The 15,948-nt window shown below is 69.5% G+C and carries 16 protein-coding genes; 6 read left to right on the forward strand and 10 right to left on the reverse strand.

Annotated features, from left to right (window positions below; translation table 11 throughout):
* Positions 1-23 precede the first annotated feature (23 nt).
* Positions 24-551: a cyclic pyranopterin monophosphate synthase MoaC gene (gene moaC, locus C438_RS04650; RefSeq protein ID WP_004968122.1), complete on the reverse strand. Its 528-nt coding sequence runs from the start codon at positions 549-551 to the stop codon at positions 24-26.
* Positions 548-1,984 carry an NAD(P)H-hydrate dehydratase gene (locus C438_RS04655; protein ID WP_275039874.1) on the reverse strand — a complete coding sequence of 479 codons (1,437 nt, stop codon included), beginning with the start codon at positions 1,982-1,984 and terminating at the stop codon, positions 548-550. Before C438_RS04655 ends, moaC begins: the two co-directional genes overlap by 4 nt.
* 89 nt (positions 1,985-2,073) lie before the next feature.
* Between C438_RS04655 and C438_RS04660 the strand changes: the two genes are divergently transcribed.
* From C438_RS04660 to C438_RS04670, 3 genes are all read left to right on the forward strand, one after another.
* Positions 2,074-3,258, forward strand: a complete 1,185-nt coding sequence (locus C438_RS04660) for an MFS transporter (protein WP_004968124.1) — start codon at positions 2,074-2,076, stop codon at positions 3,256-3,258.
* Positions 3,259-3,300: 42 nt separating this feature from the next.
* On the forward strand, positions 3,301-3,687 hold the full coding sequence (locus tag C438_RS04665) for an ArsR/SmtB family transcription factor (protein WP_049917733.1): 387 nt from the start codon (positions 3,301-3,303) through the stop codon (positions 3,685-3,687).
* A gap of 102 nt (positions 3,688-3,789) precedes the next feature.
* Entirely contained in the window at positions 3,790-6,144 is a 2,355-nt protein-coding gene (locus tag C438_RS04670) for an ATP-dependent DNA helicase (protein ID WP_004968126.1), read from the forward strand.
* Between the two features lie 43 nt (positions 6,145-6,187).
* Here C438_RS04670 and C438_RS04675 read toward each other — a convergent pair whose 3' ends face one another.
* Complete coding sequence (locus C438_RS04675; RefSeq protein ID WP_049917741.1) at positions 6,188-6,376, reverse strand: DUF7576 family protein; 189 nt, start codon at positions 6,374-6,376, stop codon at positions 6,188-6,190.
* A gap of 237 nt (positions 6,377-6,613) precedes the next feature.
* Here C438_RS04675 and C438_RS04680 point away from each other — a divergent pair, with 237 nt between their 5' ends.
* A complete protein-coding gene (locus tag C438_RS04680; RefSeq protein ID WP_049917734.1) occupies positions 6,614-6,835 on the forward strand; it encodes a DUF7511 domain-containing protein in 222 nt (73 codons plus the stop codon).
* Between the two features lie 78 nt (positions 6,836-6,913).
* Here the strand turns inward: C438_RS04680 and C438_RS04685 are convergent, their stop codons facing one another.
* Together C438_RS04685 and C438_RS04690 are read right to left on the reverse strand one after the other, a co-directional pair.
* Positions 6,914-8,656, reverse strand: coding sequence for a DNA mismatch repair protein MutS (locus C438_RS04685; protein ID WP_004968128.1), 1,743 nt, complete (start codon positions 8,654-8,656; stop codon positions 6,914-6,916).
* Between the two features lie 81 nt (positions 8,657-8,737).
* Positions 8,738-9,040: a UPF0058 family protein gene (locus tag C438_RS04690; RefSeq protein WP_007273836.1), complete on the reverse strand. Its 303-nt coding sequence runs from the start codon at positions 9,038-9,040 to the stop codon at positions 8,738-8,740.
* A 403-nt stretch (positions 9,041-9,443) separates the two neighbouring features.
* Between C438_RS04690 and C438_RS04695 the strand changes: the two genes are divergently transcribed.
* Together C438_RS04695 and C438_RS04700 are read left to right on the forward strand one after the other, a co-directional pair.
* Positions 9,444-11,459 (forward strand): PAS domain S-box protein, encoded by a 2,016-nt coding sequence (locus tag C438_RS04695; RefSeq protein ID WP_004968130.1) that lies wholly within the window; start codon positions 9,444-9,446, stop codon positions 11,457-11,459.
* Between the two features lie 169 nt (positions 11,460-11,628).
* Positions 11,629-13,386, forward strand: coding sequence for a bacterio-opsin activator domain-containing protein (locus C438_RS04700; RefSeq protein ID WP_004968131.1), 1,758 nt, complete (start codon positions 11,629-11,631; stop codon positions 13,384-13,386).
* Between the two features lie 45 nt (positions 13,387-13,431).
* Here the strand turns inward: C438_RS04700 and C438_RS04705 are convergent, their stop codons facing one another.
* The 5 genes from C438_RS04705 to C438_RS19630 form a co-directional block, all read right to left on the reverse strand.
* Positions 13,432-13,824: a response regulator transcription factor gene (locus C438_RS04705; protein ID WP_004968132.1), complete on the reverse strand. Its 393-nt coding sequence runs from the start codon at positions 13,822-13,824 to the stop codon at positions 13,432-13,434.
* Between the two features lie 85 nt (positions 13,825-13,909).
* Positions 13,910-14,116 carry a DUF7835 family putative zinc beta-ribbon protein gene (locus C438_RS04710; protein ID WP_004968133.1) on the reverse strand — a complete coding sequence of 69 codons (207 nt, stop codon included), beginning with the start codon at positions 14,114-14,116 and terminating at the stop codon, positions 13,910-13,912.
* 111 nt (positions 14,117-14,227) lie between these two features.
* A complete protein-coding gene (locus C438_RS04715; RefSeq protein WP_004968134.1) occupies positions 14,228-14,608 on the reverse strand; it encodes a helix-turn-helix domain-containing protein in 381 nt (126 codons plus the stop codon).
* Between the two features lie 143 nt (positions 14,609-14,751).
* Positions 14,752-15,795, reverse strand: coding sequence for a sulfite exporter TauE/SafE family protein (locus C438_RS04720; protein ID WP_204365896.1), 1,044 nt, complete (start codon positions 15,793-15,795; stop codon positions 14,752-14,754).
* On the reverse strand, positions 15,792-15,941 hold the full coding sequence (locus tag C438_RS19630) for a DUF7512 family protein (RefSeq protein WP_004968137.1): 150 nt from the start codon (positions 15,939-15,941) through the stop codon (positions 15,792-15,794). Before C438_RS19630 ends, C438_RS04720 begins: the two co-directional genes overlap by 4 nt.
* Between the last annotated feature and the right edge of the window lie 7 nt (positions 15,942-15,948).

Below are 15,948 nucleotides of genomic sequence, written 5' to 3' on the forward strand. Positions count from 1 at the left end.
GAGAGCCGGGCCGCCGGTTCGACTCAGTCGAGCGTCGCTTTCTCCTTCGTGACGACCTCCACGTCCGAGATTCGCGTCCCCGGATACTGGCCGTCGTCGTCTTTCTCCGCGGCTTTCACCATGTCCCAGACGACGTTGAGGCCGGTCGTCACGCCCTCTAGCGCCTCCATCTCACAGCCCGTCTTGCCGGTCGTCCCGACCGTGACGGAGAGCGTGACCGACTCGTCGGCCACCTCGAACTCGGTGTCGACGTTCGTGATGGGTATCTGGTGGCACATCGGAATCGTCTCCCACGTGTGCTTGACGGCCTGAATCGCGCCGATTCGGGCGGTCGCCAGCACGTCGCCCTTCCCGATTTCGTCGTCGCGGATGGCCCGAACCGTCGAGGCGCTGAGGTGGATGGTCCCGCGGGCGACCGCCCGGCGGCGGCTGTCCGGCTTCGCGCCCACGTCGACCATCTGGACGTTGCCCTCCTCGTCGACGTGGGTCAGGTCGCGGTCGTCGCCGTCGGCCGACTCGTTCGACTCCGCACCGGCGCGCTCGTCGCTCATGCTTCGTCACCTCGCAGGGCCGCGGGCAGTCGTTCGAGCAGGTCCGTGGCGACGAGGCCGCCGCCGAACGCCTCGGCGGCGAGGTCGCCCGCGCGGCCGTTTCCGTAGGCCGCGACGGCGGCCGCGTCGAGCGGGGGCAGGACGGCCGCGAGCGCGCCGGCCGCGCCCGCCAGCACGTCGCCGGTGCCGCCGACGGTCATGCCGGGGTTCCCGGTTCGGTTGACGCGGACCGCGTCGCCGTCGGAGACCACGTCGTACGCGCCCTTCACGAGGAGCGTGTGGCCGAGGTCGGCGGCGAACTCGCGGACGAGGTCGCGTCGCGTCTCCCAGTCGGCGTCGGTCTCGCCGCCCATCTTCCGCAACTCGCCCTGATGGGGCGTGCAAATCAGGGTCGCCTCGGTATCCACCTCGGGGACGACCTGCAGGGCGTCGGCGTCGACGACGGCGGTCCCGCCGTAGGCGGCGAGGAACTCGCGGACCGCGGCGAGCGACTCGTCGGCGTCGCCGAGACCGGGACCGAAGACGACCGCGTCGCGGTCGGCGGCGAAGTCGAGGAGGTCGGGGACGTGTTGGAGCGCGAGTCGGTCGCCCGAAAAGCCGCGGACGATGAGGTTCTCGGAGTAGCCCTGTACCTCGCGGGCGACGGCCTCGGGGCAGGCGACGCGGGCGAGGTCCGCGCCGGCTCTGAGGGCCGACTGCGCGGCGAGCGCGGGCGCGCCGGTGTACGGGCCGCCGCCGACGACGAGCACGTCGCCGTGGTCGCCCTTGTGGCTCTGGGCGTCGCGGTCGAGCGCGAGCAGGTCGCCGGGACCGGTGAACAACTCGGCCGCCTCGGGAATGCCGATGTCGGAGACGACGACCTCGCAGTCGAGGTCGCCGAGGCCGGGCTTGTCGTCGTGGAAGGTGACGACCCGGTCGGCGTCGACCGCGAGTCCCGCCGCGTCGCCCGTGTCGGCGTCGACGCCGGAGGGCACGTCCACCGCGAGGACGGTCGCCGAGGAGTCGTTGATGGCGCGCGCGGCCGTCGCCTCGGGTTCGCGGAGCGCGCCGGTGACGCCGGTGCCGAGCATCGCGTCCACGACGAGGTCGGGGTCGCCGAGGTCGAAGCCGGCCGAGTCCGTGACGGTCCGGCGGTCGGCCTCGGCCGCGACGAGGGCGTCCCAGTTCTCGCGGGCGATATCGGTCGAAATCGTCTCGGGGCGGCCGAGCAGATGGACGGTCACGTCGTACGCCTTCAGGAACCGCGCGGCGACGAGGGCGTCGCCGCCGTTGTTGCCGCGCCCGGCGACGACTGCGACCGACGCGCCGGGGTCCGCGAGGTCGCGGCACGCCCGCGCGACGGCGTTCCCGCTCGACTCCATGAGCTGTTTCCGCGGCACGCCGAGCGCCTCGGCGTTCAGGTCGACCGCGGCCATGCGTCGACTCGTAATCATACGCCCCCGTTTGCCCGGCGGCGCGTTAACACATGTGGTCGCGGGTCGGATTCGCAACGTTTGACACGGCGGCGGCTGAATCCGCGGTAGTGACTCGCCGCCTCTTCGGAACTCTCTGCGGACTCGTCTTCCTCGTCAACTTCGGCCGCGTCGCGTTCCCGCCGCTCGTCGAGACGCTCCAGACGCAGTTCTCGGTCGGTCCGGCGACCATCGGCGTCGTGACGAGCCTCGTCTGGCTCGGGACCGCCATCCCGCGCATCCCCGTCGGCTACCTCCTCACGCGCATCTCGCGGTCGAAGGTCGTCCTCGGGTCGGGCACACTCCTCGTCGTCGCCGCGGCGTTCACCGCGAGCGCGACGTCGGTGCTGACGCTCCAAATCGGCGCGTTCGGCCTCGGCCTCGCCTCGGGGGCGTACTTCGTCTCCGCGACCCCGCTCGTCGGCGAACTGTTCCCCGAGCGCGTCGGCCGCATGGTCGGTATCCACGGCGCGGCCAGTCAGGTCGCCGCCGTCGTCGCCGCGCCCGTCGTCGTCTTCATCCTCGCGTCGTACTCGTGGCGCGAGACGTTCTGGGTGCTGGCGGTCGCCGGCGCGCTCGTGACGCTACTGCTCTACGCCGTCTCCCGCGACGGGAGCGCGGGGGCCGGCACGGGCGCGGACCGCGACTTCTCCGCCGCGCTCGGCCACTGGAAGCTCATCCTCACGGGCATCCTCCTCATCGCGCCCGCGGGGTTCGTCTGGCAGGGGCTTTTCAACTTCCTCGTGTCGTACATGACGCAGGCGAAGGCGTTCGACGCCGCCACGGCGAGCACGATGCTCACCATCGTCTTCGCGGCGGGCGTCCCCGCGTTCTCGCTTTCGGGCCGCCTCGCCGACAAACTCCCGCACGTCCCGTACATCTTCGGCCTGCTCGTCGCCTTCATCGGCGCGCTCGTCGCCCTGACGTACGCGCAGGGCTTCGTCGCCGTCGCGGTCGTCGTCGCGGTGCTCGGCTACGTCATCCACAGCCTGTTTCCCGCGCTCGACACGTTCATGCTCTCGTCGTTGCCGAGCGACGCCCGCGGGAGCGCCTACGCCGTCTTCAGCGGCGCGGCGCTCCTCTTGGAGGCCAACGGGAGCGGCGCGGTCGGCTTCCTGACCGAGGCGAACTACGCCTTCGAGGCCGTCTTTCGGACCCTCGCCGGGGGACTCGCGGTGTTCGTCGCCGCGCTCGCCGTCCTCTACGCGCTGAACCGACTGCCGGGCGTCGACCGCGCCGAGCCGTCGAGCGCCTGACAGCCGAAACGATTTACTTCTCCCTCCAGAGATATCATTCACGTGTCAGAGTTGCGACCGTCCGACGGAGCCGTCGATGCGAGCGGTGAGGCCGACCCTCGGGTTCACTGGCTCGACGACGACGAGACGGCGCGACTCCTCGGAAGCCTCTCCTGTGACACCGCCCGCGACCTGCTTTCGTGTCTGCAGGAGTCGCCCGCGACGGCGACCGAACTCTCGAAGCGGGTCGACACCTCCGTCCAGAACGCCCGTCACCACCTCGGAAACCTCATCGACGCCGACCTCGTCCGCGTCGCCGACACCCGCTACTCCGAGAAGGGCCGCGAGATGAAGGTGTACGCCGCCGCCGCGCCGTTCGTCGTCTGCGTCGGCGGCGACGCCGACGACCGCGAGGCCTTCGCCGAGGTCATCTCCGCCTTCCTCGAATAGCTCGGCGCGCCCCGTGCGCCTCCTCGCTCCGCCCCGCCCCACACCTCCTCGCCCCGGCGCGAACGTTCAAGTGCGACGCCGCGACCACTCACCGACACCCCTATGGCCGTCGCAACTGGACCACAGAGCGTGACCTGGCAGGAGGTGTTCGGCCACCCGGAGGCGTACCCGGAGCAGGCCGACGGAATCGAGACCGCGATACAGACCGCCCGAGACGACGGGTTCGCCGTCGTGGAGGGCGCGTGCGGGACCGGCAAGACGATGCTCGCGCTCACCGCCGGCATCGACCTCGTCCGCGACCCCGACTCCGACTACGAGCGCGTCTTCGTCCTCACGAGCGTCAAGCAACAGCTCCGGCAGTTCGAGGCCGACCTCCGAACCATAAACGAGAACCTCCCGACCGACTGGAAGCCCGTCTCTGGGCTCACGCTCGTCGGCAAGTCCGACGTGTGTCCCTACAGCCGCGAGGGCTGTGGCGGCATCGACGACGCGACCGTCTACGACCGCTGTGAGGCGCTCCGCGACCGGACCCGCGGGCTCGTCGGCGACGGCGGCCGAACCAGCGCCGAGGCGCTCGCCAAGGACGCCCGCGAGCAACAGACCGGCCTCCTCGACACCGGTTCGACGGCCGCGGGGCCGGACTACCTCGAAACCGCCGGCGACCCGACGCCGTACCCGACGTCGATGCCGGAGTACGAGGACGTGGAGTACTGCCCCTTTTACGCGAACTTCCTCGCTGACCTCCCCGAAGACGGCGACCCAATCGAGGCCGTCCCCTTCGAGTTCGACGAGCAGGGACTCATCGGGACCGAGGACCTCGTCTCGCTGGCCGCGGGCGCGGGGTCGTGTCCCCACTCCGTGATGGGCGCGCTGTTGCCCCACGTCGAGGTCGTCGTCGGCAACTACTACCACGCGTTCGACCCGACGACCGTCGGCACGTTCACCGGCGCGCTCGTCGACGACTCGACGTTCGTCATCTGCGACGAGGCGCACATGCTCGAACCCCGCGTCCGCGACCTCGTCTCCGTCGGCGTCGGCGACCGGACGCTCCGCGACGCCGAAAGCGAGTTCACGCGCGTCATCCAGCCCGTGAAGTTCGACGACGCCGGCAAGTCCACCGTCGACGCCGACCTCGTCCGCGGGGAGCTACAGGAGACCGACGTGACGCTCCGCGAACTGGAGGAGACCCGCGACTTCATCCGCGACCTCCGCGAGGAGCTCGACCGCCGCGTGACCGCCCATCTCGACCGCGAGTACGTCGGCTGGCGCGCCGACCTCACCGAACTCGAAGACGAGGAGCTACCCCTGCGGGACCCCGAAGAACCCGGCGTCGACGAACTCACCGAGTGGGCCGAGGAAAAGGGCCACGACGAGGGGACGTGGGTCCGCGCCGAGGCGACCGGTTCTGCGGTCGCCCGCATCCTCGATTCGGTGGAGGACGACGACAAGCGCCGGGCGGCCCCCGCGGCGGGGCGGGCGCTTTCGACGTGGGCCTACGCCGACCACGAAAAGCACTTCCGCGAAATCGAACTCGAACGGACGTGGGACGAGATGGAGCCGCCGGAGTCGTGGCGGCGCGCGTACAACGCCCGGCTGTCGGTCCACAACTGCGTTCCCGGCGAGGCCATCGCGGAGCGCCTCGGCGACTTCGGCGGCGGCGTCCTCATGAGCGCGACGCTCGAACCCATCGACGTGTTCCGGCGCGTGACCGGCCTCGACGCGCTCGCCGACGACGGCCGCCCGGTGGCAGAGCGGACGTTCGGCCTCGGCTTCCCCGAGTCGAACCGCGCGAGCTTCGCCGTCGACGTGCCGAAGTTCACCCACAGCAACCGCGGGCCGCCCGGCGAGGAAAACGAGACGCGGCTCGCGTACACCGACGCCGCGGTCGAGGTGTGCGAGCGGTCGCCGGGCAACGTCCTCGTCGGGATGCCGAACTACGCCGAGGCCGAGTGGATGGCGGGCGCGCTCGAAGCCCGCGTCGACAAGCCCGTCCTCCTCGACGAGTCGTCCGACGACGGGGCCACCGAGCGACTCAAGCGCGACTTCTTCGGCGGCGAGGGGAAGGTGCTCGTGACGAGCCTCCGCGGCACGCTCACGGAGGGCGTCGACTACAGCGGCGACAAGCTTTCCGCGGCGGTCGTCTGCGGCGTGCCGCTCATCAACACGTCGTCGCCGCGGACCCGCGCGGTGAAGACCGCCTACGACCGCGAGTTCGGAGACGGATTCGAGACGGCCCTCACGGTGCCCGCGGTGCGAAAGGCGCGACAGGCCATCGGGCGCGTCATCCGCGGGACCGACGAGGTCGGCGTCCGCGTCTTCGTCGACGCTCGGTACGCCCGCGACTCGTGGAACGGCGTCCGCGACTACCTGCCGGCACAGGAGCGCGAGGAGTTCAGACCCGTCAGTCCGGACATGCTCGGCTTCGGCCTCGACCAGTTCTGGTCGTCGGTCGAGTAGTCGCGCGAGGCGCCCGCCCCGCGGAGCGACCGTCAGAAAGGAGCTACCGCTCGTCGTCCCACGCGTCCCGGCAGTCGTCGTCGCAGAAGTGCCGCGCCTGCACAGCGTCGTCTTCGACCCACGTGACGACGTGGTGCGTCGGGCTGTTCACAATCGGTTCCCCGCACGTCGCGCAGGTCGGGGCGTCTTCTGGGTCTACGTTTTCTTCCAAATCGGACGTGGGATCGACCATTGACACCCAGATGGCGGTTCCGGGCACTTCAACCCGTCTCCGCCGGCAGAAGTCGCCCGACGGCGCGGCCGACGCCGCGAAACTGTGGAATCCACGCCTTCGCGTCGGCGAGCGCGGCTATGTATCACTCCGTACTCCCACTTGGTGCAACGTTTTGTAACCCTCGGGTATTGTCAATGCCTACCACACTTAGTGAAGGTTATGTAATCACCGTCGCGTTTGTCTACGTGACGGCGAATGTCCGAACTGCCCGCATCTCAGAACTCGGTTGCAGGGACCGCTGACCGCGCCGGCGCGGATACCACCGGGGAACGCTTCCTCCATAGCGTCGTCGTCTCCTATCGAGGGAGCCCGGACCAGGTCACCGTCTACCCCCGACGCGACAGCTGTTGCGACCGGATGGAGGCGTGGTTGACCGCCGACGCCGACGCGTTCGTCTCGCTCGACGAGATGTGCTGAGTCGCCGACGCCGACGCGGTCGACGCGCCGCCGACGAGAGCCTCCGCCGCCGCTAGCCCCCTCCGACGCCGCGTCGCGTCAGCCGACGAACTCGGCGTCGGACAGCGTCTTTTGTACCGCCTCTTCGCCCACCGCCGCCGCCAGCGCCTCGAAGCCGGCGCGCTCGGCGCGGTCGCCGGCGTTCGCCACCAGCCGCGAGACGATGAACTCCGGCGTGGACTTGCCGACCGTCCCGAACCGCGGCTGGTAGTCCACGCGCAGTTCCAGCTCGTCGGTCAGCCCCTCGGCGAAGATGCCGTCGATGCGGGCCTCCGGCGGGAGCGGGCTCAGTTCGTCCGCGAGGTGCGTGACGTAGACGCCGAAGGCGTCGCGCTCGACGGTGAGGTTCACCAGTCCGTTGAGCAGGTCGGCCGCGCGACCGGGTTCGGTGATGGCCTCGAACTCGTCGACGAGCATCAGCGTCCGCCCGTCGCCCGACAGCGGCGGGACGATGGACTTGAGCGTCGATTCGAGCACGCCGGCGTTGAAGCTCGCGTGCCGGCGGTGGAACACGACCGAGTCGAACCGGCCGACGACCGCCGACTCCGCGGGGACGGGGAGCCCCATCGACGCGAGGATGGCGACCTGCGAGAGCGTCTCCAAGAGCGTCGTCTTCCCGCCGCTGTTGGCCCCCGTGAGGACCGACACGCGGTCGCCGACCGGCGGCGTCGGCCCCGACGCGCACGCGAGTTCGTGGTCGCCGACGGCGTACGAGACGGGCTGTGGGTCGTCGAGAAAGAGGTTGCGCGCGCCGCAGACCGCCAGCCCGGTCTCGGCGATGTCCGGCGGCGTCAGGTCGTACTCGTCGGCGAACCGCGCGAGCGACAGCGACAGCGCCACCTCGTCGACGGCCTCGACCGCGAGGTCCACGTCGTCGCGGGCGGCCCAGATGCGGTCCCGAAGCTCCTCTGCGACGGTCTCCTCCCGGGCGGCGACGTCGGCTTCGAGGTCCTCGACGAGCGCCCGGAGCGACGCGCTCACGAAGTCGGTCGCGTCGCGGGCGTCCTCGGCGGCGACCGCCTCGACCTCGCCGCGCGAGAGGTCGGTCTCCTGAGCGACGTACTGGACGAACGCGGCGCGGAAGTCGTCCAGCGAGCGGACGCCCCGCGACTGGATGGTTTCGAGCACGTCGAACGAGCCGGACCGGAGTTCGTTCGCGGTGTCGAGCCGGCTCCGCAGGCTGTCGAGGCGGTCGTCGGCACCCGCCGCGACCGAGCCGTCGTTGTCGACGTAGCCGAGCGCCCCGAGCGCGTCGCGGAGGGCGTCGGGGTCTGCCTCCGCCAGCGCGTCGAACGGCTCGCCGCGGAGTCCGGCCTCGCGGAGTTCGAGCGCGGCGCGGACGGCGGCGCGCTCGGTCTCGCCGGCCTCGTCGTAGTCGCGGAACGCCGCCTCGATAGCGTCGCGGGCGTCGCCGTCGAGGTCGGCCCACGCCTCCCGCGCCGCGAGGATGCGGTCGAGGCGGTCGCGCCGGGCCTCGACGGTCGGAAGCGGCGTCAACACGCGGATGCGGTCGGCGGCGTGTTCGGTCAGCGCGCGGTCGCTGGCGAGTGACAACAGGTCGTCGTACACGTTCCGAGCGTCGCGGGTCGCCAGCGCGTCGATACCGGCCTGCCCGTCGGCCCGGCGGAGAATTCTGACCGCCCGCCCGCGGGTGACGCCGGCGTCGACGAGCGCCCGCACGTCGGCCGACTCGATGGCGGCGACCGCCCCCTCCCTGCCGAGCGCCGATTCCAGTCGGCCCGAGGTCTTCGGACCGACGCCCCAGTAGTCTTCGAGTCGCATACCGAGGGCGTCTCACCGGGCGCTCTTAGGTCCATCCGTCGGGCGGTGCCGCCGCTGTTCGAGGGAGACCGCGAAGAAAGGTCAGTACGACGTGGCGCGCTGGTCGGTGTCAGTGCCGGCCGTCTCGTCGGACCGGAGCAGGCGTCGGCCGGGCACCGCCTCCGCGTCGCGGTCGAGGTCGCGGGCCGCACAGACCGCGAGCACGGCCGTGAGCGTCCGGACGGCGCGCTCGTGGTCGGCGCGGCAGTCCCGGAGGGCCATCGGGCTGATTCCCAGTCGGTTGTACGGTTCGAGGTCGGCGCTCGTGACGACCCCGCTGTCGCGGTAGTCTGTGGCGATTTCCACGAGGAGCGAGTGGACGTGGATGAGTTCGTTTTTCTTCATGAGTTGCACATATGTGCTCATCGGGCGTAAATGGCGCGGTGAGGCGTCCTTTCGGTCTTGTATCTGCCTCCGCTAGAAATGAATGTACGAGTCGGGGACACGAACGAAACACCCGTCGCTCGTCGGTCGATTTCGCGGAAAGGGAGTTGGGGTTTGGGCAGGGACACGTCCCCTGGGCGGAGAGGGGGTGGGTTGTCGATTCCGCCGTGGGGGCGTGCGGGCACGACGAGTGACCCGGGCAGGTCACTGTGGCCACATAGTGGAATGGAACGGTCGGTAGTAATTCACGGCCCTACGTGGTTAGGGAAGAGCCGGCCCGACCGAGAAACGCACAAGTCGGTGGGGGTCAGAGTCGGGGTATGCACGCACGACTGGACGCCGATTCGCGGGGGGGTCGAGAGGGATGACCGACGGGTCTCGGCGGTCGGTCGGCGAGCCGTCGGCGACCGAGCGGGAACTGCGCCAGCGGCTCGACATCCTCGCGACGTTCAACGAGGTCGTCGCTGACGTGAACGAGACCATCGTCGACGCCGCCGGGCGCGCGGACATCGAACGGCAGGTCTGCGAGCGGCTCGTCCAGACCGGGGAACTCCGGTTCGCGTGGGTCGGCGTCGTCGACGAGACGACGGGCGACGTGGAGCCGACCGCGTGGGCCGGCGCCGAGGACGGCTACCTCGACGAGATTTCCGTGTCGGTGTCGGCGGACAGCCCCGCGGGAAACGGCCCAGTCGGGCGAGCGGTCCGGTCGAACGCGGTACAGGCGACCCACAGCATCGCCGACGACCCGGCGTTCGGGCCGTTCCGCGAGCCGGCGCTCGAACGCGGCTACCGGTCGGCGGCGTCGGTCCCGCTGGTCTACGACGACGCGCGCTACGGCGTGCTCACGATGTACGCCGAACACGAGCGGGCGTTCACCCCGGAGCTCGACGAGCCGATTTGGAACCTCGGCCACGCCGTCGCCCACGGCATCGACACTCACGTCCGCCGGGAGCGCGAGCGCGAGCTCGAACGCCGCGAGCAGGCGTTTTCGCGCATCGTCGAGAACATCGAGGAGTACGCGCTGTTCCGGCTCGACGCCTCGGGGCGCGTCGAGAGCTGGAACCGGGGCGCGGCGGCGATTAAGGGCTACGACACCGAGGAGATACTCGGAGAGCACATCGAGACGTTCTACACCGACGGAGACATCGAAGCCGGCCTCCCAGAGCGCCTCCTCGACCGAGCGCGGACCGAGGGCCGGGTCGAAAACGAGGGGTGGCGCGTCCGGGCCGACGGCACCCGCTTTTGGGCGTCAGTCACCATCACCGCCCTGACCGACGATACCGGCGAGGTCGTCGGCTTCGCCAAGGTGACCCGCGATATGACCGACCGGAAACGCCGCGAACGACAGCTGGACGCGGTGTTCAACAGCACCTTCCAGTACATCGGGCTGGTCGACCCCGACGGGACGGTCCTCCGGGTGAACGACGCCGCGCTCGACCTCGTCGACGCCGACCGCGACGACGTCATCGGACTGCGAGCGTGGGAGACGCCGTGGTGGCGCGACGACGACGAACGCGTCGCCGACCTCCGGGACTCGCTGGACCGCGCGGTCGACGGAGCGTTCGTCCGCCACGAGGTCGAAATCGACCGCGAGAACACAGACCGGACGGTCGTCATCGACTTCTCCGTCACGCCGGTCGACGACGACGAGGGCGAGGTGTCGTTTCTGGTCCTCGAAGGCCACGACATCACCGCCCGCAAGGAGCGAGAGCGGGCGCTCCGCCGGGAACAGGAGCGACTGGAGTTCGTCAACCGCATCATCCGCCACAACCTCCTGAACGGGCTGAACGTGGTCGGCGCGCGGGCGGACATCGTCGAGGACTTCGTGAGCGACGCGGGGCTGACGCACCTCGAAACGATACAGGGGCGCGTCCGCGAGATGACCGAGCTGGTGGGGACGATGCGGACGTTCATGAAGGTCATCGTCGAACGCGAGTCCCACGAGTTCCGCCCGCGCCGAATCGACGAGGCGGTCGGCCACGGCGTGGAGTCGCTCCGGCGGGAGTCCGACGCCGCGAGCGTCGCGGTCGGGCGACTGCCGGAGATTTCGGTCGTCGCCGACGACCTGCTGGACGAGGTCGTCGAGCACCTGCTGAAAAACGCCGTCCAGCACAACGACAAGCCGGCCCCCGCGGTCGAAGTCGAGGTGGCCGCCGGCGACGACGCGGTCGAACTCCGCGTCTCCGACAACGGGCCGGGCGTCCCCGACGAGGAGAAACACCGCATCGTCGACCAGCGCATCGAGGACCTGTCGAACCCGGGCAACGGCTTCGGGCTGTTTCTGGTCCGCGAAATCGTCGAGAGCTACGGCGGCTCGGTCGGAATCGAGGACAACGACCGCGGCGGGGCGACGTTCGTCGTCACGCTCCCGCGGGCGTGAGGCCGCCCCGCGCCCCGCGCACCGCTCGCCTTCCGCTCTGTTCTCCCCGTCTTCGGTCGGGGTAACTCGGCCGTCGGAGACCGCCGACTCGGGTCGCCGTACCGCCTAAATTCCACCTTCTGGGATGGGCAGATATATTACTGTTCGCCGTCACTGTGTGTTCGATACGATGGTCACCGAACGCTCGGCGCGCGAGAGCCCCGAACTTCGGGCCGCCGAGCAGGTCGTCCTCGTGGTCGACGACGACGAGGACCTCGCGGACACCTGCCGGTACTGGCTCGACGGCGAGCGGTTCGCCGTCGAGACCGCCTACGGCGGAAAAGAGGCTCTCAGTCGGCTGGACGACACCGTCGACGTCGTCCTCCTCGACCGCCGGATGCCGAACGTCACGGGCGACGACGTGCTCGAAGAGATTCGCGAGCGCGGCCTCGACTGCCGCGTGGCGATGATGACCGCGGTCGAGCCCGACACCGACATCGTCGACATGCCGTTCGACGCCTATCTCGTCAAGCCCGTCTCGGAGACGGAGGTCAAAGAGACGGTCGAGGAACTGCTCGTGCGGTCGGGGTTCGACTCCGAGGTCCGCGAGTACTTCGCGCTCGAATCCACCGAGGCGGCGCTCGACAGCCGCGACGTCGAGGAGCTCCGCGAGCCGGAGGCGCTTTCGGACCTCCGCAGTCGCCTGGAGGCCGTGCGCGCCGAACACGAGGAGGCGATTCGCAACCGCGAGGCCCAGCTCGACCGCCTGAACCGGACCAACGAGCTCCTCCGCGACGTCGACCGGGCGCTCATCGACGCGCGAACCCGCGACGAAATCGAACAGACCGTCTGCGAGACGGTCGCGAGCGCCCACGAGGCCGCGTTCGTCCTCAGGCGCACCGCCGCCGGCACGCTCCGGTGTACCGCGGCGGCCGGTCACGGCCTCGACCCCGCGGGCGTCGACATCGGGTTCGTCGACGAGGCGTTCGACATCGACGGGACGGTCGAAGACGGCTTCGCCTTCGACGACATCTCCGAGGCGCACCGCGCGGCGGTCTTCGGCGACGACGCCGCCGCCCTCGACGCGGTGTCGGCGCTCTGTGTCGCCATCGACTACCGCGAGACGATGTACGGCGCGCTCGTCGTCTACGACGAGACCGACGGCTTCGACGACGAGTCCGCCGCGCTGTTTTCCGACCTCGGGGCGACAGTCGGCAACGGCATCAGCGCGACTCAGAGCAAACAGCTTCTCAACGGCGACAGCGTCGTCGAACTGGAGTTTCAGGTCGGCGGCGACGCCGGCGACACCGGCGTGCTCGCCGGGCTCTCGGCGACGCTCGACTGCCAGCTTTCGCTCGACAGCGCGAGCCGCCTCGACGACGGTCTCACCTGCTTCGTCAGCGTCGCGGGCGCGTCGGGGGCGGACGCCGTCGAGGCCGCCGTCGACGCCGACGACGTCTCGCAGGCCCGCGTCGTCTCCGACGGAGACGAGGAGTCGGTCGTCGAACTCCGCACCGACGCCGAGGCGGTGCTTTCGACCGCTATCGACCACGGCGCGAGCGTCGAGCGGTTGACGCTCTCGGAGGGCTCCGGCAGTCTCGCGCTCCACGTCGCGGCCGACGCCGACCACGGCGCGCTGGTGGAGGCGGTGACGACGGCCGCACCGGGCGTCTCCGTCGTCGCAAAGCGCGAGGTCGAGCGGTCCGTCCAGTCGCCGGACTCCTTCCGGCGGGCGCTCGACTCGAAGCTGACCGACCGACAGCGGACGGTCCTCGAAACGTCGCTCGTCTCCGGGTACTTCGAGTGGCCCCGCGGGAGCACGGCCGAGGAGGTCGCCGACTCGCTCGGTATCTCGCCGCCGACGCTCCACGAACACCTCCGGACGGCGGAGCGAAAGCTCATCGAGACGTACTTCGACGAACTGAGTCCCGCGCCGGCGGACGACTGAGAGACGCGGATACGGCGGGAGAACGCGGATACGGCGGGAGAACGGTTACTCGAGTTTCGCTTCTGGCGCGTCGCCGACGAGCCGAGCGGCGGCGTCGAAGACATCGCGTTTAGTGACCGGCTTCGTGAGGACGTCGTCGACGGGGAGCGCGGTCAGTTCGTCGCCGGGCGAGGCGCTGAGCATGACGACGCCGAACGACGACGGGTCGACCCGGCGGCGGAGTTCTTCGAGGACGGACTCGCCGGAGAGACCGGGGAGGTTGCGGTCGAGAAAGACGAGGTCGACGTCGTCGTCGAACGCCTGAAGCGCCTCGCGCCCGGAGTAGGCGACCCGGACGCGGTAGCGGCGTTCGAGCCACAACGCGAGGCTGTCGGCGAGGGCGGCCTCGTCGTCGACGAGGAGGACGGTCGGCGTGTCGTCAGTGTGAGTCTGTGTCATGGCTCGGGCCGTGGTTACGTCGTCGCGGGCGTGGTCGTCCGGAGTCGGACGCGGGTGGAGGTCGGCCGCCGGTCGGGAGCGCCGCTCACGCGTCGTTCATGCGCTGGGACTGCGTGTCTCCACAGCGCGTACAGCGCGTGACGCGGTACGGTTCGCGGGAGAACTGACGGTTCTCGCGTTTCCGGCTCTCGGTCTTGATTTCGATGGAGACGTCGTGAGGCGTCCGCGACTCACACGACGGGCACTCTTCGACGAACTCGTTGTTTCGGGGACTGCTTTTACTCTTCGACATAGAGTGGTCGTAGCAGTAGCTATGGACTGTATGCGGTTGAATACGGAACCTAATCGATTTGGGACGCGCGAACCAATCGAGGGGCGACGGCCGCTCGTCGACCGAACGAACTCACTCTGCGGGGACGATTTTCTCGTCGTACTTGTCGCGGAACTCTTGGATGAGCGTGCCCATCTGGGCGTACCAGTCGTTGAGCATGCGTTGCATATCGTCTGCGACCTCGTTGGGGTCGGTCGGGTGGTAGACGTGGTAGTAGCCGCCGTGTTCGTAGTTGACCTGTTCCTTCTGGATGAGCCCCGCCTGCAACAGGCGCTGGATGGAGCGGTAGGCGGTCGAGCGCTCGCGTTCGACCGCGTCGGCGACCTCGTCGACGGTGAGGTGTTCCTCGGTCTCGACGAGCACCTCGAAACACCGCCGGTCGAGTTGCTTCAGTCCGTGGAGACACTCGAGGAGCCCCTCACACTCCATGTCCGATTGCAGGTATTCGACCATCGAGCTAGCCATTATCGGTTCGGGCTACGTGGTCAGCCCTCAAAAGGGTTTGTATAGTTTGCACAACACCGGGGGAGAAACGGCGGCCCGGTGTCGCGGATTCGTGTTCGATGCGAGTGCGGTTCGCGTGTGAGTCGTCGCCCTCAGTCGGCGGTCGAACTCCCGGTGGCCGAGGGCGCGCGCATGGACTTGACGGCGCTGTAGAGCACCGCGCCGGAGACCATGAGCGCCGAGCCGAGGATGAGCGCGAGGCTGACGTAGTCGAGGACGCCCATACCGAGGTAGTTCCCGGCCTGCCGCACGGCGACCGCGAGCGCGCCGAGGAGGAGCATCAGACCGAAGTAAATCTTGATTTCGTCCTCGTTGACGATGGAGGTCGCGGCGGAGCCGACGCGCGCGCCGAGCGCCGAGCCGGCGAGGAGCGGCGCGACGATAGAGAGGTCGACGCCGCCGGACTGGGCGTAGAGGAACGAGCCGATACCGCCCGAGAACATGATTTCGAACAGGTCGGTCCCGACCGCGATGGGCACCGGGACGCCGATGAGGTAGAACAGCGCGGGCATGCGGATGAAGCCGCCGCCGACGCCGAGGAACCCCGAGAGGAGCCCCGTGGCGAACGCGACGAGCAGAATCATCCACAGCGAGACCTTGACGCCGCCGCGAAGCGTTATCATCGGCGGGAGCGAGTAGCTCTGAATCTTCTTCGCCAGCTCGGGGATGTCGTCGGCGTCGACGTCGGCGTCGCCGTCCACGTCGTGGCTGACGCCGCCGCCGTCGCCGCCCTTCAGCGCCTCGTAGGTGACGAACAGCCCGATACCGCCGAGCAAGAGCACGTACGTGACGCTGATGATGTTACCGGCGAGTCCGAGCTCTTCGAGGTAGAGGACGATTTCCTTCCCGACTTCGAGGCCGACCGTGGTCCCGATAATCATCGAGATGCCGAGTTTGTAGTCGACCTGTCCGAGGTCGCGGTGTTTCAGCGTCGCGATAACCGAGGTCCCGAAGACGAACGCGAGGCCGGAGCCGACGGCCACGCGCGAGGGGTAGCCCATGACGAGGAGCGCGGGCGTCACGAGGAACGACCCGCCCATGCCGAAGAAGCCGAACAGGATGCCGATGAGGACGCCGAACGCGACGAAAAGCGCCAGCATCCCGGCCGACATGCCCAGTAGCTCGAACACGCTCACTCACCACCGATGGCCTTCCGCACGGACGGACCGACCGCGGCGGTCAGCGCGCCGTAGCCGACGTACAGGACCATCGCCTCGACGAGGACGATGCCGACGAGCGCGGCGGCCTGAACGTTGCCGCCCAACGTCTCGATTCCGAACATCTTACCA

It is taken from the genome of Haloferax denitrificans ATCC 35960 (assembly GCF_000337795.1).
Classification (GTDB): domain Archaea; phylum Halobacteriota; class Halobacteria; order Halobacteriales; family Haloferacaceae; genus Haloferax; species Haloferax denitrificans.

Excerpts from the sequence above, each read along its gene's own strand:
- C438_RS04695 (WP_004968130.1), top strand. The coding sequence starts at position 9,444 with ATGACCGACGGGTCTCGGCGGTCGGTCGGCGAGCCGTCGGCGACCGAG.
- C438_RS04700 (WP_004968131.1), top strand. The coding sequence starts at position 11,629 with ATGGTCACCGAACGCTCGGCGCGCGAGAGCCCCGAACTTCGGGCCGCC.
- C438_RS04710 (WP_004968133.1), bottom strand. The coding sequence starts at position 14,116 with ATGTCGAAGAGTAAAAGCAGTCCCCGAAACAACGAGTTCGTCGAAGAG.
- C438_RS04685 (WP_004968128.1), bottom strand. The coding sequence starts at position 8,656 with ATGCGACTCGAAGACTACTGGGGCGTCGGTCCGAAGACCTCGGGCCGA.
- moaC (WP_004968122.1), bottom strand. The coding sequence starts at position 551 with ATGAGCGACGAGCGCGCCGGTGCGGAGTCGAACGAGTCGGCCGACGGC.
- C438_RS04705 (WP_004968132.1), bottom strand. The coding sequence starts at position 13,824 with ATGACACAGACTCACACTGACGACACGCCGACCGTCCTCCTCGTCGAC.
- C438_RS04655 (WP_275039874.1), bottom strand. The coding sequence starts at position 1,984 with ATGATTACGAGTCGACGCATGGCCGCGGTCGACCTGAACGCCGAGGCG.
- C438_RS04680 (WP_049917734.1), top strand. The coding sequence starts at position 6,614 with ATGTCCGAACTGCCCGCATCTCAGAACTCGGTTGCAGGGACCGCTGAC.
- C438_RS04690 (WP_007273836.1), bottom strand. The coding sequence starts at position 9,040 with ATGAAGAAAAACGAACTCATCCACGTCCACTCGCTCCTCGTGGAAATC.
- C438_RS04715 (WP_004968134.1), bottom strand. The coding sequence starts at position 14,608 with ATGGTCGAATACCTGCAATCGGACATGGAGTGTGAGGGGCTCCTCGAG.
- C438_RS04670 (WP_004968126.1), top strand. The coding sequence starts at position 3,790 with ATGGCCGTCGCAACTGGACCACAGAGCGTGACCTGGCAGGAGGTGTTC.
- C438_RS19630 (WP_004968137.1), bottom strand. The coding sequence starts at position 15,941 with ATGTTCGGAATCGAGACGTTGGGCGGCAACGTTCAGGCCGCCGCGCTC.
- C438_RS04675 (WP_049917741.1), bottom strand. The coding sequence starts at position 6,376 with ATGGTCGATCCCACGTCCGATTTGGAAGAAAACGTAGACCCAGAAGAC.